This is a genomic window from Lichenicola cladoniae, assembly GCF_013201075.1.
In the GTDB taxonomy this organism is placed as follows: Bacteria; Pseudomonadota; Alphaproteobacteria; order Acetobacterales; family Acetobacteraceae; genus Lichenicola; species Lichenicola cladoniae.
In genome coordinates this window covers 2,110,600-2,129,659 of sequence record NZ_CP053708.1, presented here as the reverse complement: position 1 = coordinate 2,129,659, position 19,060 = coordinate 2,110,600, and the positions used below count along the sequence as shown (strand labels likewise).

Here is a 19,060-nt window from a genome sequence, read left to right as displayed (position 1 = left end):
ATTGCGGGCTCGTCCGGATGCGCAATCGTTCGATCAAGCTTTTGCCCGCTCCACCTGGGTGATGCCGCCTGCGGACCGGAGGCCCGCGATGACCGACGAAAGATGGCGCAGGTCGCGCACCTCGACGTCGATCAGGATCTCCATGAAGTCGAGCTGGCGATTGACGATCTTGAGGTTGACCACGCTGCCGTCGTGGCGCGACGCGGTGTTGGTCAGGGTCGCCAGGATCGACGGCTCGTTGGCGGCGATCACGCTGATCCGGCCGACATGCGTCTCGACTTTCGAGCCACGGGCGATCGCGTCGTAGTCCCAGTCGATATCGATGAACCGCTCCGGCGTGGCGGCGAAACTCTCCAGCGTCTGGCAGCCGGCGGTATGCACGGTGATGCCCTTGCCGGTGGCAACGATGCCGACGATCCGGTCGCCTGGCAGCGGGTGGCAACAGCCCGCGAAATGGGTGGCAACGCCCGATCCGAGCCCGACCAGCGACATGCCGGAGGTTCCGGCCGCATCCTGTCGTGGCCCGCTGCGCGGCGGCAGGCTCGGGATCATCCGGGGCCCGCGACCGGCTTGCCGCAGTTCCGGATAGGCCGCCTGCACAACCTCGCGCGGGCCGAGATTGCCGTTACCGACAGAGACATAGAGGTCGGCGAGAGTCGGGCATTTCATCCCCTTCAGCGCCGCCTCGAGCACCTTCTCGGAGCCGTCGAGACCCTCCTGGCGGAACGCCTTGGCGAGCGATGCTCGACCGGCATCGACATGCGTTTCGCGCTGCTGCGCAGTGACATAGCGGCGGATTCGCGCACGCGCCTTGCCGGTGACGACGAAGCGCTCCCAGGACGGCGACGGCGTACCGCCGCGGGCGGTCATGATCTCGACCTGGTCGCCGTTCTGGAGCTCGTGGCGCAACGGCATCAGCCGGCCGTTCACCTTGGCGCCGACGCAGCTATCGCCGATCTGGCTGTGTACGGCGTATGCGAAATCGACCGGCGTGGCGCCCCGCGGCAGCGGGATCAGCTGGCCCTTCGGCGAGAAGCAGAACACCTGGTCCTGGTAGAGCTCGAGCTTGGTGTTCTCGAGAAATTCGTCCGGCGCCTGGCTGTTCTCCAGGATCTCCAGGAGGTCCTGCACCCAGCGCAGCCGCTTGACCTTGGGGGTGCCCTCTTCCCCTTCGCCCAGTCCCTTGTAGGACCAGTGCGCGGCGACGCCGTTCTCGGCCACGTCGTGCATCTCGGCGGTGCGGATCTGCACCTCGATCTTCTGGTTCCGCGGTTCGCGCAGCGTCACCCCGGTATGCAGGCTCTGGTAGCCGTTCGCCTTCGGGGTGGAGATGTAGTCCTTGAAGCGCCCGGTGATGACCGGATAGGCCGAATGGACCGCGCCGAGGGCGATGTAGCAGCTCTCCTTCGAGGGAACGAGCACCCGGAACGCCATGATGTCCGACAGCTGCTCGAAGGCGATGCTGCGCCTCTGCATCTTCTCCCAGATGGAGAAGGACGATTTCTCGCGTCCGGTGACCTCGACCGACGGAACTCCGGCCTCGAGGCAAAGGCGGGTCAGTTCGCGCCTGACCTCCTCGATCACGTCGGCACCCTGCCCGCGCAGGTAGTTCAGCCGTGCCTGGATGGTGGCGTTGTGCTCGGGTTCCAGCTCCTGGAACGACAGGTTCTGGAGCTCGGTCTTGACCTTGTCCATGCCGATGCGGCCGGCCAGGGGCGCATAGATGTCCATGGTCTCGCCAGCGATCCGCTGCCGCCGGTCGAGCGCCTTGACGTAGTGAAGCGTGCGCATGTTGTGCAGCCGGTCGGCCAGCTTGACGATCAGCACACGGATGTCGCGGCTCATCGCCAACACCAGCTTGCGGAAGTTCTCCGCCTGCTTGGTGCGATCCGACTGGAGCTCGAGCCTGGTCAGCTTGGTGACGCCGTCCACCAGGGCGGCAACGGTCGGGCCGAACTGCGCCTCGAGCTGCGGCAGCTTCAGGCCGGTATCCTCGACGGTGTCGTGCAGCAGCCCGGTACAGATGCTGGCGACATCGAGTCGGAGCCCCGCCAGGATGCCGGCGACCGCGAGTGGATGGGTGATATAAGGCTCGCCGTTGTCACGCTTCTGGTCGGCGTGTGAGGCGCGGGCAACCTCGAAGGCACGCTCTATAAGCGCGGTGTCGGCATTGGGATCGTAGGAACGGACCCGCCTGATCAGGCCGGCACAGCTGATCGCGCGCTCGGGCACCGCGGGCGGCGACGGGTCGTGGCCGACGGTCTGGCCGATAACCGGCCCGTCGGGTGCGCGAGGTGCCCGCGAAGGGCGGCCGGGAGCTCCGATCCTGTCGTCAGCTCCTGGCCACATTGCCGATGCTCCTATCGGCGCGAACGTCCGCCGAGTTCAGCCTCGATAGCAGCTTCCAGCTCTTCCGGGGTCAATTCCGTCCCCATGGCACTGGCTTCCTCTTCGACCGACACATCCTGCAGGCCGAAGATGTTCTGGTCGGTCGGGATGAGGTCGAGCACCTCCTCGTCGGCAGGCTCGGGCTCGGGAGCCCGGGCCAACGACTTCACCAGATCCTGGTGCAGGCGGCTCAGTTCAACGGTCTCTTCGGCGATCTCGCGAAGAGCCACCACAGGGTTCTTGTCGTTGTCCCGGTCCACGGTGAGTTCTTCGCCACGGCTCAGGTTGCGCGCGCGCTGGGCAGCCAGCAGCACAAGCTCGAAGCGGTTGGGAACTCTTTGGACACAGTCTTCGACGGTGACGCGCGCCATGCGGCCGATCTCCGGATCAATTCAGGGAACCGCAGCATATAAGGAGCCGCGATCACAATCGCAAGCGATGCTGCAGCGCACCCTCGGCCGATGCTCCGACCGAGGGTCAGCCCTGGATAGCGGCAACCGGCTGGTATGACCTAGTGCCGGGTATCGGCCATTTCCAGATTGGCACTCCCGATGCCACCCGCGCGTGCGACCAGCGTCGTGAATTGACCCATGGCGTTTGCCATCGCCGCTTCATGACAGGCGGTGTAGGCCCGCCTGCCCGACGCGTCGCCCTGGTCGTCGAAGCCACATACCCGACGCGCGGCCATCTCGATGCGCTGCCTCATCGTGACCTGAGCCGATGGCGATGCAAGATCGAGCCCGACCGAGCTGACCTGTTCGGTCATGCTCCCATCATCGTTCACGACCCCAGGTTGCGCCGACGCGGTGGTCGCGAATGCGGCGAAAAGGAGCCCGGCAAGAAGCGCCTGGGTTGGGCGGGAAGCCCGATAGTCGATAATCGACAGAAAGCGGAACATGGAAGCGATCCTTTGCTGATGTTTGACCGCTCGCTGGATAGGCGCCGGCCTGGCTCGGCCGGTAATCAATCGCTGCTAAAACTAGCTAATCGGAATAAATCCAGCGTCGTCATCGCTTTGAGATGCCGGTTAACGATTTCGCTTGTTACAACGGCAACAAGAATGATTGTGACCCGAATGCAGATAGTTTTCGGCACTGGAATCAGTATAGTTTCACGTGGACGGCACGGATGGAACTGCAAGCGTGCATGCGCGCACAGAAATCTTTGTTTTCGAACCGTTCCGGTTTCAGCCGGAACGGCGCCTGCTCATGGCGAATGGCAGGCCCATCACGCTTACGTCCAGGGCATTCGATATTCTGGAGTATCTCGTGCGCAACCGGGAACGTGTCGTAACGCGCGAGGAGATCGTGGCCCATGTCTGGCGGGGCGTTACGGTCGGGGAAAACAATCTTTCAGTCCAGATGTCGGTTCTTCGCCACGCGCTTGCAGAGCCCTGTGGTAAAAAACAGTTAATCGTGAACATCCCTGGAAGGGGCTACCGCTTCATCGTCGAGGTCGACGCACAGATAGAACTCGATGAACCTGCTGTTGATCAGGCCCGACCTTCTGCCGCCGACCAGAAGACCGAAGGATCCCACATCAAAATCCCGAACCGCTACAGGCCGCGCCGTTCAACGGCCCTGGTGGTAGCCGGCTTGATCTTGATCGTCACGGTATCCTCGGTGGAGATCATAAGAGTCATGTCAACGTCGACACAGACTGTTGTAGCGATCGCTCCGGACCTCCGCCTCAGCGTCGGCGTCGGTGAGTTCGTCGGGATCGGGGGCAAGAGCGAGGCAGCCATTCTCGCGGAGGAGTATCGCAGGCTCACGCTATCGAACCTGGAGGACTTTCCCGAGCTGAAGCTCTACCCGCTAAGCGGAATAACCATCGCGCCCCGCTTCAAGCTCACTGGTTCGATCACTGTCGATGACCATGGCATAAGGGCCGAAATCACCGTCCAGGAGGGACCGAGCTGGCAGATCATCGATACTGAGGTCAGGCATCTTCCGCCACAAGTCACGGATGTTCAACGCGCCAATGCCGCGACCCAGATGATCGCCGGCATTCGATCAAGTGTTTTCCGCGCGGAACATGAACTTCGCGGTGATCGGCGACCGGATGCGCTGGATCTCCTCGTCGATGCTCAGTTGGCCGCAGCCGATACCAACGACCCAGTCCCGGTCGCGAAAGGAGTCTTGCTTGCCAGGCAGGCGCTCAGAAAGAACCACGGCCTGATACCGGCAAAAGCGTTCCTCGCACTTCTGCTGGCAGACTCCGTGCAACTCAGCGTCGCCTCGGCTGGAGAGGCCGATGCTGTTGAGGCACAGTCGCTCATCCAAGAAGTACTTCACGATTACCCGATGAACCCGGTCTATATTGGGTTCAAGGTTTATATCATGCTGACGCTCGAGAGAGAAAATGAGGCTCAGCTGATTGCGGAAAACGGTTTGAGCATTAGTCCTGGATACTATTCGCTTGAACAGCTCCTGGTTGCGGCGTTCATGATGACAAACCAGCTTGGCGAGGCCGGTATCCATATCGGAAGTAATCCCGGAGATCCCTGGGATGATCGGCCGGCCTATCTTTCGTATCTCGAGACCGATTATGCGATGGCCCTTCGTCAGATCGATAATGTCCTGATCTCGAGTGGAACCAGCTGGAGCACCGGCTTCACGATGCTCTTCAAGGTGTCGATCCTGATGAAGCTCGACAAAGTCCGCGAAGCAAAGAAAGCTCTTCATGATGCGCTGGCAGAACTTGCGCCACGGTTCCGGCACGTCTCTGCGCTGCGACGCTGTTATTACGCACTGCCGCCGGGAGCCTGGACGCTCTTTGTTCAGGACCTTCAGGCCGCCGGCATGCCTCTCTGACAATCTCTCGAGCTTCAGGAGTCCATCGTGTCATCCTCACCCATCAAGAAGTCGGCGCTTGCGCACAATATCTATCTCCTGCTGGTCGGCGCTGCGTTGACTCTGGCGTTCTTAGCGGCGAAGCGGCGGCACCGACATCACTGGGCTGCCCCCATTCCTTACCGTGGCGTCACCACGCCGGTTCATTGATCGACCGTCGCCTGCACATCCGGATCAGGGTTGCTCACCAACAAGGCTGATCGCCGATCGGTGCAGTTGCCCAGCCGGCAAGCCGGAGATCAGATCACGGACGATACATCCCAGGCCCGGGTGAACCCAGTCCGGTGCGACGTCCTGCACGGGCAGCAGCACGAAAGCCCGGAGATGAGCGCGTGGGTGCGGCAGCACCGGGTCGGGTTGTTCCCGGACGATCTGGCCGCCTTCCCCCATTGCGATAATGTCCAGGTCCAGCGTTCGTGCAGCGTTCGGAACGCTGCGCTCACGACCGTTCGCCTGTTCTATTTCCTGCAGCATCGCCAGGAGTGTCGCCGGGTCGGGTTCGATCGAGCCTGTCGGCGCCAGTCGCGCGACGCCGTTGAGGTAGTCCGGCTGGTCCGAGCGCGGAACCGGGGCGGACCGATACCACGGTGACATGGCGACCAGCCTGATGCCCGGCAGTCGTGCCAACGCATCTACCGCTTCGGTGCAAACCTGATACGATGTTCGTCCGTCATGCGCGGACAGATTAGCGCCGACCGCGATCAGGATCATCGCCAGCGCCGCCATCGGGCCGGAAACATTGCCGCAGAGCGATGTGCCGGAGGGAAACATCGGCAAGGATCACAAACAATGATTTTCAGGCAGGACGAACGGGTCTGTCTCTTCATCGACGGGGCCAATCTCTATTCCGCATCCCGCAACCTCGGTTTCGACGTCGATTACCGCAACCTGCTCGGGTTTTTTCGATCTCGATGCAACCTCGTGCGGGCATATTACTATTCCGCCGTGCTCGATACCGAGGAATATTCACCCCTGAAGCCGTTGACCGACTGGCTTGCCTACAATGGCTACACGCTGGTCACCAAGGCAGCCCGCGAGTTCACCGACCAGAGCGGGCGTCGGCGGGTGAAGGGCAATATGGATATCGAGCTCGCGATCGACATGCTCGAACTCGCGCCGAAGATGGATCACGCGGTGTTGTTCAGCGGCGACGCCGACTTCCGGCGGCTGGTCGAGGCCGTGCAGCGGCAGGGGGTGAAGGTGTCGGTCGTCTCGTCGATCCGCACCACGCCGCCGATGGTGGGCGACGATCTCAGGCGCCAGGCAGACCAGTTCCTGGACCTGGCCGACATCGCACCGGAATTCACCAGGAGACAGGTGGAGCCGCGACCGCGATCACCGGCCAGGATGCCCGCCGGCGAACCGCTTGCCGAGGCCGGCGCGACCGTCTGACCGGACGCGAACGGCGCGGCGTTTGTGATCGGACATCGGCTGCGCTAGATCGCTGCCGATGTCCAAGGCCGCTTCCCGTCCTAAATCTTCCGCTCCGTCCGACGCGGCCGAGCCGCCGCACGATTGTCCGCTCTGCCCGAGGCTGGCCGCCTATCGGGATGCGAATCGGCTGGCCCAGCCCGATTGGTGGAACGCCCCGGTGCCGAGCTGGGGCGACCGGTCGGCGCAACTACTCGTCGTCGGGTTGGCTCCGGGTGTGCGCGGCGCCAACCGCACCGGTCGTCCGTTCACCGGCGATTTCGCGGGGGTGCTGCTCTACCAGACCCTGATCAGGTTCGGTTTTGCCACCGGCACCTACGGCGCGGAGCCCGATGACGGAATGGTCCTGAGGGACACACGCATCGTGAACGCCGTGCGATGTGTTCCGCCGGCCAATCTCCCGCTGCCGATCGAGATCAGGACGTGCAACGGCTTCCTTCAGGCGGAGTTGGCATCCCTGCCCCGGCTGCGCGCGATCCTGGCGCTCGGCGTGGTGGCGCATAACGCGGTGCTGCGCGCGCGTGGCCTTCCACCGACCCGCCAACCCTTCAAGCATGGCCAGGTGCTGACGCTTCCGGACGGGCTGCTACTGACCGACAGCTATCACGTGTCCCGCTACAACACGAACACCGGACGACTGACCACGCCGATGTTCGAGGCCGTGGTGCAGGCGTTGCGGGATCGTATCGGCGAGTGACCACGCTCGTAGCACCGGTCAGGCTGGGAATCGATTTCGGCACCACCAACAGCGTCGTGGTGCTGGTCGACGACACCGGCACCACCCACACATTGAAGTTCGGGACCGACGGAGGGCCGTCGAGCGATACCTGCCGCACGCTCCTGTGCCTGTGGCTGGAGCATGCCGCCGGCAACGCCCAACTGCGCGATGCGATCGGCCAGGAGGCGATCGAGGCCTATCTCGACGATCCGGCCGACAGCCGCCTCATCATGTCGATGAAGAGCTACCTGGCACAATCTTCGTTCCGGGAGACCCGGTTGTTCGGCCAGGTGATGACGCTGGAAGCACTGGTGGCGCGCTTCCTGGCGGCCCTGATGCGCGCGGTCGGTTACCGGCCGGGCGACATCGCAGCCACGGTCGGTCGGCCGGTCCGATTCGCCGGCGACAGGCCCGACGACACGCTCGGCGAGAGCAGGCTGCGCGGCGCGTTCGCCGAGGCCGGATTCGGGCGGATCGACATCGCACTCGAGCCGGAAGGGGCCGGCTGGCGCTTCATGCAGCGACTGGATGCGCCGTCGGTAGTGCTGGTCGGCGATTTCGGCGGTGGCACGAGCGATTTCTCGGTGATGCGCTTCGATCCGGGCTCGGTTCGGCCGGTCGTGCCGCTGGGCCATGCCGGAGTCGGGCTGGCCGGCGACCAGTTCGACAGCCGGATCATCGACCGGGTGGTCTCGCCGCTTCTCGGACGCGACAGCACCTACCGGATCATGGGCGGCACCCCGCTGCCGGTCCCGGCAGAGTGGTATTCGAGCCTGTCGCGCTGGCACCTGCTGTCGCTGATGCGTGCGCCGCAAACGCTCCGCTCGATCGCGGATGTCACCCGGACCGCATCCGCGCCGGACCAGCTTCGTCAGTTGAGCAGGCTGGTCGAGGAACAGCAGGGCCATGCGCTGTATCGGGCCGTCGCAACCGCGAAGGCCGAGCTCTCGCGCGACGACCGGACCGTGCTTCGCTTCAGCCACCAGGATCTTCGCATCGAGCAGCCGATCGAGCGCGGCGACTTCGAGACCTGGATCGCGCCGGACCTGAAACAGCTCGATGCGGCAATCGGCCGCGCCCTGGACGATGCGGGAATCGCGGCCGGCGGGATCGACCGGGTGTTCCTGACCGGCGGCACTTCCTTTGTGCCGGCGGTGCGCCGGTTGTTCACCAGCCGGTTCGGACCGGACTGCATCGCCGATGGCGGCGAGTTCGTCTCGGTCGCTGAAGGCCTGGCCCTGATCGGCGCCACCCGCGGGCGCTGACTCCTCGCTCTGGAATGGCGTCCAGGCCGGTCGGCTCGATGTAGGACCGGCAGACTATGCAGGCGGTCGGTACCTCACGGTCTCGCCCCCTTCGGGCGGAACAAAAGCGCGCAGGCCGCGGTGTGTTGCCTGTCATCGCCCGGGAAGTTCAGCCGCGCCCGCGCAGCAGCCTGGCCTTGTCGCGCTGCCAGTCGCGCGCGGCGATCGCATGCCGCTTGTCGACGTTCTTGCGGCCCTCGCCGACGCCGATCAGAACCTTCGCGACGCCGCGTTCATTGAAGTGGATGTCGAGCGGCACCAGCGTATAGCCGCTCTTTTTCACCTCGCCGAGCAGCTTGGAGATCTGCTTGTGGTGCAGCAGCAGCTTTCGCGGCGCTCGCGGCTCGAACCGGGACAGAACCCCGCCCTGGTATTCCGGGATGTAGCAATTGAACATCCAGACCTCGCCGTCCCGCTCGGCGGCATAGGCCTCGGTCAGGGTGGCACGACCCAGGCGCAGGCTCTTGACCTCCGGCCCCTTCAGGACGAGGCCCGCCTCGACGGTCTCCTTGATGGTGTAGTCGAAGCGCGCCTTGCGATTCTGCGAAGCGATCCCGTGCGAGATCATCCCGCTCTTTTTCTTGTCTGCTGTCATCGTATGGGTCAGCCGAGCAGGCCGACCTCCTCCATTGCGGCGCGGACCAGCTCGCGCGTCTGGTCCTGCAGCGGTGCCAGCGGCAGCCGGCAGAACTCCGCCGAACGACCGAGCAGGCTCGCCGCGTATTTGACCGGGGCCGGATTGCTCTCGATGAACAGGGCGTCGTGCAGCGGCAGCAGCCGGTCCTGGATGTCCATCGCGGCCCTTACGTCGCCGCGTTCCCACGCCGCGTGCATCTGCGCACACAAGGCCGGTGCAACGTTGGCGGTGACGCTGATGCAGCCGCTGCCGCCCGCAGCGTTGAAGGCAATCGCTGTGCCGTCCTCGCCGGAAAGCTGGCAGAACGCCCGACCGGCCCGGCGCCGGACCTGAAGCGGGCGCAACAGGTTTGCGGTGGAGTCCTTCACGCCGACGATATTTGGGTGCCGCGATAGCTTCGCCATGGTCTCGACGCCCATGTCGATGACGCTGCGGCCGGGAATATTATAGATGATGATAGGGATATCGACCGCGTCGGCGATTGCCGTGAAGTGCCGGAACAGCCCGTCCTGGGTCGGCTTGTTGTAATAGGGCGTGACCACCAGGGCGGCATCCGCGCCAGCCTCGTGCGCATGGCGCGTCGTCTCGATCGCCTCGGCGGTGCTGTTGGAACCGGTGCCGGCGATCACCGGGATACGCCCGGCGGCGACACGTACCGCGATATCGATCAGCCGGCGATGCTCGGCGTGGGTCAAGGTCGGACTCTCGCCGGTCGTCCCGCATGGCACGACGCCGTTGCTGCCGCACTCGACCTGCCACTCGATCTGGCGCTCGAAAGCCGCTTCATCCAGCGCGCCGTCGGGCCGCATCGGCGTGATCAGGGCGACAATGGACCCCTTGAACATCGGCTTCTCCAGAGTATCCGACCCGGTCGGGCCGCCTGAGTGTGAGCGCTCGTGATGGCGGCAACGTGGGAAGATCCCTCGGGTCAACGCGCAGCAGGCTTGGCCAGTCTAGCCCGGTCCTGCGGTTGCTGGAACCACCCGGGACGGAGGGCACGACGCCGGATGGGCGGCGGGTCTTGCTCGATCCGGCCGATCGACTGATGCTGCGGCGCTCGCAATGCCAGGTTCAGCGCACCATGATGTCGTCGATCGTCCTGGAGCCCCGAACACCTCCATCATCGGCACGCCCTGGCTCCCGGCCGGGCGCGTCACGGCTGCTGCGCAGATTGCTGCTGCCAAGCCTGGCGCTGCTTGCCCCTACGCAGATCGCCGGCTGCGCGCGGACGCAAGTCGCCGCAGCGGTCCCGCCGATCGCCGGTGCCGCCACGCCGGGCACCCAAGAGGCGGCACGTGTCGCCGGCTATCAGGCGCTGGCGGCCGGCTCCGCCGATCCCGTCGCAGAGCGGCTCGTGCGGTATCTGCGGTTGCTGGCGCCAGGCGGCGGGTCCGCGGCCGAGATCGCCGACTTCCTGCACCGCAATCCGACCTGGCCGAACCGCGGCCTGCTGACCCAGCGCCTCGATCAGGCGATCGCGAGCGAGACGGACGTTGCGGCCCTCGGCTCGCTGTGCGGCACGGCAACCCTCGCATCCTCCGAGTCGCTGCTCCGATGCTCCGGTGCATGGCTTCCGTCACAGCCGGGAGCAGACGCGACGCTGCCCCTCATGGCGGCGATCGTTCCTCCAGCCATCATCCAGGCGGCGCGGACGGCCTGGGTGAACGGCATCGACCAACCCGACCGGGAAAGGGCCTTCCTGCATAGCTGGGGGAGGTTCCTGACCGCGGACGATAACTGGCAGCGGTTCGACCGGCTGGAGTGGGGCGGCAACGTAGCCGCTGCCAATCGTGTCATTCCGCTACTGCAGGCCAGCCAGCAGCAGCTGGCGACTGCCCGCCTGTCGTTGCGGCGCAATGCCGACGGGGCGGACGGCGTTGCCGCAGCCATGCAGGGGGATGCATCGCGTGACCCGGTGCTTGTTCTGGATCTTGCACGCTGGCTGCGCCGGCGCGACCGGCCGGACGAGGCGCTCGCGCTCTGGAAGGCGCGCGGCTTCACGGCGGAGACGCGGGTCTCGCGTCCGAGGCTGACCCCCTTCTGGACCGAGCGGGACGCGCTGGCCCGGGACCTGCTGCGTGACCATCACGATGCCGATGCGCTCGTCATGGCGGATGACGGCTACCAGAGCGATCCGTCCGCCCAGGTCGATGGAGCGTTCCTGACCGGCTGGATCAGCCTGCGCCGGCTGCATGACCCGGCGGGTGCCGAGGCGCGGTTCTCGCACCTGTTGTCATCCACCTCCGCGATCACCCGGAGCCGCGGCGACTACTGGACCGGGCGTGCCCGGCTGGCGCGCGGCGACGTGGCCGGCGGCCGGGCGGCGCTCACCGAAGCAAGTGCGTTTCCCACCACCTTCTATGGCCAGCTGGCGATCGCACGTCTGCAGGGCCCCGCATCCGGCCTCGACATCCTGCTCGATCCCTCGCTCGATCGGTCCGTTCTGGCCACCGGGCTGGGCAACCTTCACGATCTGCGCTGGACCAGTGCGCAGGCGATCGACTTCGCAGGCCTGGAGCTCGCCCGCGCTGCCGAGACACTAGTCGCCTGGAACGATCCTAGGCACGCGCGCGCCTTCCTCCTCATGCTCGACCAGTCGGTAAGCAGCGATACCGACCACGCGCTGGCGGCTTCGCTGGCGGTCAGGCTGGGGTTGCCGGACGTCGCGGTGGCGATCGCGCGCTCCGCCGGGCGACATGGGCTGGTGCTTGCCGGTGCGGGCTGGCCAAGGCCGTATGCGCCACCGCCGTCGCCGGTCCTGCCGCCTGGGCTGGCTCTTGCGGTGATGCGCCAGGAAAGCAGCTTCGATCCGCAGATCGCCAGTCCCGCCGGTGCCAGGGGATTGATGCAATTGACGTCTGGCACAGCTCGGGATACCGCCCGCACGCTCGGGCGGCCGGACCTCACGCCCGGTCCGGACGGAGCCTCGCTGTTCGATCCGGACGTCAATCTCGCACTCGGCACGGCCTACCTGGGCGGACTGATGACGCGCTTCCGAAACGTGGCTCCCTACGCGATCGCCGCTTACAATGCCGGACCTCACCGGGTCGATCGATGGCTGGTCGAGAACGGCGATGCAACAGCCGGAGCCGGCAGCGCGGATGATGCGCAGGCGAGGATGATCGATTGGATCGAGATGATCCCGTTCGCCGAAACCCGCAACTACGTCCAGCGCGTCATCGAGAACATGGGGGTGTATCAGAACGATCCAGGTGGCCGCGCATGACCGGAGATCCCGGACGCGCGGCGTTCTGGCCGCGGATGATCGCCAGTTTCGGCGGATGCGGTTTCGCACCCTCGGCGCCCGGGACGGTGGGATCGCTGGCCGCCATGCCGTTCGGCTACGCGCTGCTGCAATCACCGCCGTTGCTGGTGATCGGGATCGTTGCGGTTTCGATAGTTGGCTGGGCGGCGATCGGGCGCGCCTCTGGCGGTGCCGACCATGGCTGGATCGTGATCGACGAGGTGGCCGGCATCTGGATCACCCTGCTCGGGCTGGTGGCACTACCGGGATTGGCCGGACCGCACGGGCTGGCGATGGTGATCTACCTTCTCCTCGCGTTCGGTCTGTTCCGGCTGCTCGACATCAGCAAGCCTGGCCTGATCGGGCGGATCGACCGGCGGCACGACGCGTTCGGCGTCATGGGCGATGACATGCTGGCTGGGATCGTGGGCGCGTTCCTGCTGCTGGCGATCCGGCTGGCTTCGAGGTGGATGCAATGATCGGCGAACGCACGCTGGCGCAGGCCAGGGAACTGCTCGACCTGCTGGCGGCGGCGCATCTGACCGTCGCGACCGCCGAAAGCTGCACTGGCGGCCTGATTGCCGCGTCGCTGACCCATCATGCGGGAAGTTCGGCCAGCGTGCTTGGCGGTGCGGTGACCTATTCCAACCCGATGAAGCACGAGCTGCTGGGCGTCGGCATGGAGCTGTTCGACCGCATGGGAGCCGTCAGTTCCGAAGTCGCCGCTGCAATGGCAGAGGGCGCACTGGCGCGCAGCGGTGCGGACCTTGCGGTATCCACCACGGGGATCGCCGGACCCGGGGGCGGCAGCCCGGACAAACCGGTCGGACTGGTCTGGTTCGGCGTCTCCGCTCGTGGGGCTCCGACTCGTACCCGATCGATGGTGCTGCCCGGTGACCGGGCCACCATTCGCGAGGCGGCGGTCCGGGAAGCCCTCACGATGTTGCGGCAGGCGGCCGTCGAAGCGTTTCCGAGGCGGTAGAACCCTTACGTTGCCGGATCGGCACGGTGCTTGCGGTGTCCCTTGTTGTAGGCATGGATCTGCTCGACCGAGACCCAGCCCTTGTGGTCCGTATCGATCTCGTCGAACCGCTTCACCACGCGGATCCAGCTCGATTGCTCGGCCTGCGCCTTGGTCAGGTGCCCGTCATGGGTGATATTGGCTGCCGCGAAATGGGTCTCGACGCTGCCACCATGGCTCACTTGGAGCACGTAGCCGTCGGCTCGATCGATGGCCGATGCCCCGGCAATCGCCGGCATCGACGACGCATGCGACGGGACCACTTGGGCAAGTGCGGTAAAACCGGCAAGACCGCCGCAGATCAGGACTGCACTCAGATTGACGAACAGACGCATTGGTTCCGCTTTCCTGGCGCGGCACCCCATACGATCTGCAGAGAAGATCGCTTCGGTGCCAAACTAAAAGAACCCCGGAGCATCATGCCCCGGGGTTCCATCAGTTCAACACCAACTCGTTTCGATCACGTTAAGCAGGACGTCCATGTCAAGTGGGGCCTGATGTTCGCTCCGTGATCGGTTGCTGCTTTAGTTGCCGGCCGGAGTCGCTGCAGGTGCCGCCATGGCGCCGGCGGGTGCATTCGACGGCATCGTCTCGGCCGACGTTCCCGACGCCGGAGCGGACATCGCACCCGGAGCCGCCATTGCGCCCGGTGCCGACATGGCCCCCGGAGCAGCCATCGCGCCCGCTGCCGGTGCTGCGCCCGGGGCCATCGAGGCATCGGTACCGCCACGAGCCGCTGCAAGGCTCTTCTCGTTCAGCGCGTCGGTGCTCGCATCGCCCCTCATTCCGCCCTTGCCATGCATGCCTGCATGCTTACCGTGCATGCCCATCTTGTGATGATGATGATGCATCGGCTTCGCATCATCTGTCGCGGCCATCGCCGGAAGAGCGAATGCGAGGGCGGCAGCACAGATCGAAGCGCTCAGGATCGACTTCATCGGATATTCCTTCTTCGTCGCAAAGACAGGTGGTTGGTTCAGCGGGTAAGCTGCGAGCATCGCAACTCCGACACGACGTGGAAACGATCAGTCACGGTGGCAGTTGCGCAACAGTCGCCGAAAGTCGCCAAGCGGGTCGAACTTGGGCTCAACCCGACGAGCCGGCAACCTGCGTCGAGCCTGGCACCGATACCGGAGCTGAAACCGGGCGCGTCGGAGGCGTCCCATAGATGTCGCGAGCGCGCTTGAGAAACGAACTCACCATCAACTTGACTGCCTCGTTGAAGACGACGCCGATCGCGGCCTGCAGAAAGCGTGACCGGAACTCGAACTCCACGAAGAAGTCGACCAGGCACCCGCGCGGGTCGGGGGTGAAGGTCCACACGTTATTGAGGTAGCGGAACGGGCCCCTCTCGTAGCGAACCTTGACCGTATGTGGCCGATTTAGCTCAACCCGACTGGTGAAGGTCTCCCGAAACGGCCCGAAACCGATAGTCGTGTCCGAAACCAACTCCGTCTCGCTCCGTCTTCTGACTCGCGAACCGACGCACCAGGGTAGGAATTCGGGATAGCGGCCGACGTCGGCGACCAGGTCGAACAACTGTTCGGCGCTGTAGGCGATCAGACGGCGTTCGGCGTGCGTCGGCATCAGGCCGACGCCGGAGCGGTGTTTGCTGAACGCGTGTTCTGTAGCGCGCGAGCCGCCCGCAAAGCCGCGAAATCCTCGTCCGCGTGGTAAGAGGACCGGGTCAGAGGGGTAGCGCTCACCTGCAGGAAGCCCTTGGCACGCGCCATCGCGGCGTAGTCGGCAAACTCGTCCGGCGTGACGAAGCGATCGACCGCGGCATGCTTGACGCTCGGCTGCAGATATTGGCCAAGCGTCAGGAAGTCGACGTCGGCTATTCGAAAATCGTCCATGACCTGCAGGATCTCCAGTCGCTGCTCACCGAGCCCGACCATCAGGCCGGACTTGGTGAAGATCGACGCATCGAGCTGCTTGACCGTGTCCAGCAGCCGCATCGACTGGTAGTAACGCGCGCCCGGCCGGATCGTCGGATACAGCCGAGGCACGGTTTCGAGATTGTGGTTGAACACATCCGGCCTGGCTTCCACGACGATCTCGAGTGCGCCGCGCTTGCGCAGGAAATCGGGGGTCAGGATCTCGATCGTGGTGTTCGGCGACGCGAGCCGAAGCGCCGCAATCACCCGCGCGAAATGGCGCGCGCCGCCATCGGCCAGATCGTCGCGATCGACTGAGGTGATGACCACGTGGCGCAGGCCGAGCTTGGCCACCGCATCCGCCACCCGGTTGGGCTCGTCGGCATCGAGCGCCAGGGGCTGCCCGGTGCGCACATTGCAGAACGAGCAGGCACGGGTACAGATCTCGCCCATGATCATCATCGTGGCATGGCGCTGGGACCAGCACTCGCCGATGTTCGGGCAGGCCGCCTCCTCGCACACCGTCACCAGGCGATGCTCGCGCATCAGCTTCTGGGTCTCGTGATAGACCGGGCTGTTCGGCGCCTTGACCCGGATCCAGTCCGGCTTGCGCAGGATCGGGTTGTCGGGGCGATGCGCCTTCTCCGGATGCCGCACCACGACCGGCCCTGCCCCGGACCCTGCCACGGACGGGGCCGTCTCCTGGGATACCGCCCCGAGGCGATGGTCGATCAGCAGGCGCGTTGACATCGTTGCCAGGGTTTCCAGTGGTGAACGGTCATCGACAAGTGGAACCCGGGCAGCGAAGCGTCAAGCGCACGCTGGCCGCACGGCTGGCCTGACCCCGGAAGTCGCCCGTCGTCAGAAGTGAATTGCCTGGCCCCATGCGTCGAGCACCGCCTCGTGCATGGTTTCGCTGACGGTGGGATGCGGGAACACCGTGTGCATCAGCTCCTGCTCGGTGGACTCCAGCGTGCGCGCGATGACGTAGCCCTGGATCAACTCGGTCACTTCGGCACCCACCATGTGTGCGCCGAGCAGCCCGCCGGTTTTGGCGTCGAACACCGTTTTGACCATGCCATCGGGCTCGCCCATCGTGATCGCCTTGCCGTTGCCGATGAACGGAAAGCGCCCGACGCGGATTTCACGACCCTCGGCCTTCGCCTTGGCCTCCGTCCAGCCGACGCTGGCAACCTGCGGACGGCAGTAGGTGCAGCCCGGGATGTTGGTCCAGTCGATCCCGTGCACGTCCATCCCGGCGATCTTCTCGACGCACAGGACACCTTCATGACTGGCCTTGTGAGCGAGCCATGGGGCGCCGGCCAGGTCACCGATCGCATAGACGCCCGGCTCGCCGGTACGGCAGAAATGGTCGATCTTCACATGAGTCTTCTCGACCTCGACCTTGGTGCCTTCGAGGCCGATATCCTCGACATTGCCGACGATACCGACCGCGGAGATGATGCGGTCGAACTCGAGCGTCTCCGACTTCCCCTTTGCCTCGATCGTGATCGAGACGCTGTCGGCCAGCTTCTGCGGCGTGCCGATCTTGGCACCGGTCAGGATACGGATGCCCTGCTTCTCGAACTGAGTGCGCGCGAAGGTGGCGATCTCCTCGTCCTCGACCGGCAGGATCCGATCGACGACCTCGGCCACCGTCACCTCTGCCCCCATGTTGCGATAGAAGCTGGCGAACTCGATACCGATCGCGCCCGAGCCGATCACCAGCAGGCGCTTCGGCATCGCCGCCGGCACCATCGCCTCGCGATAGGACCAGATCAGCTTGCCGTCCGGCTCCAGGCCGGGCAGCACGCGGGCCCGTGCACCGGTGGCGAGGATCACATGCTTGCCGGTCAGGGTGGCGACCGCCTTGCCATCCTTGGTAACCTCGACCCGACGCTTGTCCCCGTCCGTTCCGGCAAGCTTGCCGCGGCCGTCGAACACCGGAACCTTGTTCTTCTTGAGCAGGAAGCCGACCCCGGACGCCAGTTGCTTGGAGATCGCACGGGACCGCTTCACCACCTTGTCCAGGTCGAAGCGGATATTGTCGGCCGAGAACCCGAACTCGCCGAGATTGTGCAGCAGGTGGTTGATCTCGGCTGAACGCAGCAGCGCCTTGGTCGGGATGCAGCCCCAGTTCAGGCAGATGCCGCCCAGATGAGTGCTCTCGACGACGCAGACCGACAGCTTGAGCTGGGCGGCCCGAATCGCGGCGACATAGCCGCCAGGCCCGCCGCCGATGATGATGATGTCGAAATCGGTGGTTGCCATTTCAGATCACCAGGCTCAGCGGATTTTCGACCACCGACTTGAAGACCGAGGCCCACTGGGCGGCGAGCGCCCCATCGACCGCGCGATGATCGACCGACAGGGTCGCGGTCATGACCGTGGCGCTCTCGATATGGTCGACGCCATCCCTGGTCCGGACTACGGCGCGCTTCTCGCTGGCGCTGACCGCGAGGATACCGGATTGCGGCGGGTTGATGATCGCCGAGAAAGCCTTCACCCCGAACATGCCCATGTTGGAGATCGAGAAACCACCACCCTGGAACTCGTCCGGTTTCAGTTTTCCGTCACGGGCGCGAGCGATCAGGCCGCGTGCCTCGCTGCTGATCTGCACCAGCGACTTCTTCTCGGCGCTGCGGACGATCGGGGTGATCAGCCCATCCGGAATAGAGACCGCCACCGAGATATCGACGTCCTCGTATTCGATGATCGCCTCGTCGGTATAGGTCGCGTTCACCTTGGGAACCCGGACCAGGGTCACCGCGCAGGCCTTGATCAGCATGTCGTTGACCGAGATCTTGAACGACCCCGGGCCCTCGGCGGGTGACGCGTGATTGAGCTGCGCACGCAGCGCCAGCAACGCGTCCATCTCGACGTCGATCGACACATAGAAATGCGGAACGAACTGCTTGGATTCCGACAGGCGCCTGGCGATGACGCGGCGGATGCTGGTGTTCGGGATACGGCGATGCGGCGCGGTGATGACCGCCGATGCCGGACGCCCGGCAGCCGACGGCGGCAAGGTGGGAGCGGCGGCCGGCTTCGGCTGGGCCGCCTGCTTGCCTGCTGCCTCGACATCCGCACGGATGACGCGGCCGTTCGGTCCGGTGCCCTTGATCGACGACACGTCGAGCCCGGCCTGGGTGGCCAGCCGCCGTGCCAGCGGCGACGCGAACACGCGGCTGGCGCTGTCGGTCTTGCCGGGACTCGATGCGGCGGGCAGAGCCGGCGTAGAAGTTGCCGGCGGAATGCCACCCTGGGCGACAGGCTCGCCCGCAGGAACCGGAGCATCCTGCTTGCCGCCATCGTCGGCGGCGTCCGGCACCGCCTCGCCCTCGGTCACCATGATGCCGATCGGGTCGTTGACCTTCACGCCTTCGGTACCGTCGGCCACCAGGATACGGCCGAGGATGCCCTCCTCGACCGCCTCGACTTCCATGGTTGCCTTGTCGGTCTCGATCTCGGCGATGATGTCGCCGGACGCGATCACGTCGCCTTCCTTCTTGAGCCAGCGGGCGAGCGTGCCCTCGGTCATGGTCGGGGAAAGCGCCGGCATGAGGATGTTGACGGACATCGGTATCG

At 65.2% G+C, this 19,060-nt stretch carries 19 protein-coding genes; 7 read left to right on the top strand and 12 right to left on the bottom strand.

Annotated elements, in window-relative coordinates:
- Nucleotides 1–33: 33 nt before the first annotated feature.
- The 3 genes from HN018_RS09850 to HN018_RS09840 form a co-directional block, all read right to left on the bottom strand.
- The gene (locus tag HN018_RS09850; RefSeq protein ID WP_171834014.1) at nucleotides 34–2,349 is read right to left on the bottom strand and encodes a RelA/SpoT family protein; all 2,316 of its coding nucleotides are present in this window, start codon (nucleotides 2,347–2,349) and stop codon (nucleotides 34–36) included.
- A gap of 11 nt (nucleotides 2,350–2,360) precedes the next feature.
- The gene (gene rpoZ / locus HN018_RS09845; RefSeq protein WP_171834015.1) at nucleotides 2,361–2,759 is read right to left on the bottom strand and encodes a DNA-directed RNA polymerase subunit omega; all 399 of its coding nucleotides are present in this window, start codon (nucleotides 2,757–2,759) and stop codon (nucleotides 2,361–2,363) included.
- Nucleotides 2,760–2,899: 140 nt separating this feature from the next.
- The gene (locus HN018_RS09840) at nucleotides 2,900–3,286 is read right to left on the bottom strand and encodes a UrcA family protein (protein ID WP_171834016.1); all 387 of its coding nucleotides are present in this window, start codon (nucleotides 3,284–3,286) and stop codon (nucleotides 2,900–2,902) included.
- A 217-nt stretch (nucleotides 3,287–3,503) separates the two neighbouring features.
- Between HN018_RS09840 and HN018_RS09835 the strand changes: the two genes are divergently transcribed.
- The gene (locus tag HN018_RS09835; protein WP_171834017.1) at nucleotides 3,504–5,201 is read left to right on the top strand and encodes a winged helix-turn-helix domain-containing protein; all 1,698 of its coding nucleotides are present in this window, start codon (nucleotides 3,504–3,506) and stop codon (nucleotides 5,199–5,201) included.
- Nucleotides 5,202–5,414: 213 nt separating this feature from the next.
- Here the strand turns inward: HN018_RS09835 and folK are convergent, their stop codons facing one another.
- Nucleotides 5,415–5,951, bottom strand: a complete 537-nt coding sequence (gene folK / locus HN018_RS09830; protein ID WP_171834145.1) for a 2-amino-4-hydroxy-6-hydroxymethyldihydropteridine diphosphokinase — start codon at nucleotides 5,949–5,951, stop codon at nucleotides 5,415–5,417.
- A 78-nt stretch (nucleotides 5,952–6,029) separates the two neighbouring features.
- On the opposite strand from folK, the gene HN018_RS09825 reads away from it, so the two are divergent.
- Genes HN018_RS09825 through HN018_RS09815 form a run of 3 tightly spaced genes read left to right on the top strand, consistent with a single transcriptional unit; the run spans nucleotide 6,030 to nucleotide 8,654 of the window.
- Nucleotides 6,030–6,632, top strand: a complete 603-nt coding sequence (locus HN018_RS09825) for a LabA-like NYN domain-containing protein (protein WP_171834019.1) — start codon at nucleotides 6,030–6,032, stop codon at nucleotides 6,630–6,632.
- Nucleotides 6,633–6,690: 58 nt separating this feature from the next.
- Complete coding sequence (locus tag HN018_RS09820) at nucleotides 6,691–7,368, top strand: uracil-DNA glycosylase (RefSeq protein ID WP_171834020.1); 678 nt, start codon at nucleotides 6,691–6,693, stop codon at nucleotides 7,366–7,368.
- A complete protein-coding gene (locus tag HN018_RS09815) occupies nucleotides 7,365–8,654 on the top strand; it encodes an Hsp70 family protein (protein WP_171834021.1) in 1,290 nt (429 codons plus the stop codon). Before HN018_RS09820 ends, HN018_RS09815 begins: the two co-directional genes overlap by 4 nt.
- 148 nt (nucleotides 8,655–8,802) lie before the next feature.
- Here HN018_RS09815 and smpB read toward each other — a convergent pair whose 3' ends face one another.
- The gene (gene smpB, locus HN018_RS09810) at nucleotides 8,803–9,288 is read right to left on the bottom strand and encodes an SsrA-binding protein SmpB (protein ID WP_171834022.1); all 486 of its coding nucleotides are present in this window, start codon (nucleotides 9,286–9,288) and stop codon (nucleotides 8,803–8,805) included.
- Between the two features lie 8 nt (nucleotides 9,289–9,296).
- Nucleotides 9,297–10,175, bottom strand: coding sequence for a 4-hydroxy-tetrahydrodipicolinate synthase (dapA, locus tag HN018_RS09805; protein ID WP_171834023.1), 879 nt, complete (start codon nucleotides 10,173–10,175; stop codon nucleotides 9,297–9,299).
- Nucleotides 10,176–10,300: 125 nt separating this feature from the next.
- Between dapA and HN018_RS09800 the strand changes: the two genes are divergently transcribed.
- From HN018_RS09800 to HN018_RS09790, 3 genes are read left to right on the top strand one after another with little or no spacing between them, the layout of a single operon-like run.
- Nucleotides 10,301–12,556 (top strand): lytic transglycosylase domain-containing protein, encoded by a 2,256-nt coding sequence (locus tag HN018_RS09800; RefSeq protein ID WP_171834024.1) that lies wholly within the window; start codon nucleotides 10,301–10,303, stop codon nucleotides 12,554–12,556.
- Complete coding sequence (locus HN018_RS09795) at nucleotides 12,553–13,053, top strand: phosphatidylglycerophosphatase A family protein (protein WP_171834025.1); 501 nt, start codon at nucleotides 12,553–12,555, stop codon at nucleotides 13,051–13,053. The genes HN018_RS09800 and HN018_RS09795 overlap by 4 nt, the downstream gene beginning before the upstream one ends.
- A complete protein-coding gene (locus HN018_RS09790; protein ID WP_171834026.1) occupies nucleotides 13,050–13,556 on the top strand; it encodes a CinA family protein in 507 nt (168 codons plus the stop codon). The genes HN018_RS09795 and HN018_RS09790 overlap by 4 nt, the downstream gene beginning before the upstream one ends.
- A gap of 5 nt (nucleotides 13,557–13,561) precedes the next feature.
- Here HN018_RS09790 and HN018_RS09785 read toward each other — a convergent pair whose 3' ends face one another.
- From HN018_RS09785 to HN018_RS09760, 6 genes are all read right to left on the bottom strand, one after another.
- Entirely contained in the window at nucleotides 13,562–13,930 is a 369-nt protein-coding gene (locus HN018_RS09785; RefSeq protein WP_171834027.1) for a hypothetical protein, read from the bottom strand.
- Between the two features lie 189 nt (nucleotides 13,931–14,119).
- Nucleotides 14,120–14,533 carry a hypothetical protein gene (locus tag HN018_RS09780; RefSeq protein ID WP_171833929.1) on the bottom strand — a complete coding sequence of 138 codons (414 nt, stop codon included), beginning with the start codon at nucleotides 14,531–14,533 and terminating at the stop codon, nucleotides 14,120–14,122.
- 148 nt (nucleotides 14,534–14,681) lie between these two features.
- On the bottom strand, nucleotides 14,682–15,182 hold the full coding sequence (locus tag HN018_RS09775; RefSeq protein WP_171834028.1) for a type II toxin-antitoxin system RatA family toxin: 501 nt from the start codon (nucleotides 15,180–15,182) through the stop codon (nucleotides 14,682–14,684).
- Nucleotides 15,182–16,222, bottom strand: coding sequence for a lipoyl synthase (lipA, locus tag HN018_RS09770; protein ID WP_171834029.1), 1,041 nt, complete (start codon nucleotides 16,220–16,222; stop codon nucleotides 15,182–15,184). Before lipA ends, HN018_RS09775 begins: the two co-directional genes overlap by 1 nt.
- 111 nt (nucleotides 16,223–16,333) lie before the next feature.
- Nucleotides 16,334–17,743: a dihydrolipoyl dehydrogenase gene (lpdA, locus tag HN018_RS09765; RefSeq protein WP_171834030.1), complete on the bottom strand. Its 1,410-nt coding sequence runs from the start codon at nucleotides 17,741–17,743 to the stop codon at nucleotides 16,334–16,336.
- Between the two features lies 1 nt (nucleotide 17,744).
- Nucleotides 17,745–19,052 (bottom strand): pyruvate dehydrogenase complex dihydrolipoamide acetyltransferase, encoded by a 1,308-nt coding sequence (locus tag HN018_RS09760; RefSeq protein WP_171834031.1) that lies wholly within the window; start codon nucleotides 19,050–19,052, stop codon nucleotides 17,745–17,747.
- Nucleotides 19,053–19,060 lie beyond the last annotated feature (8 nt).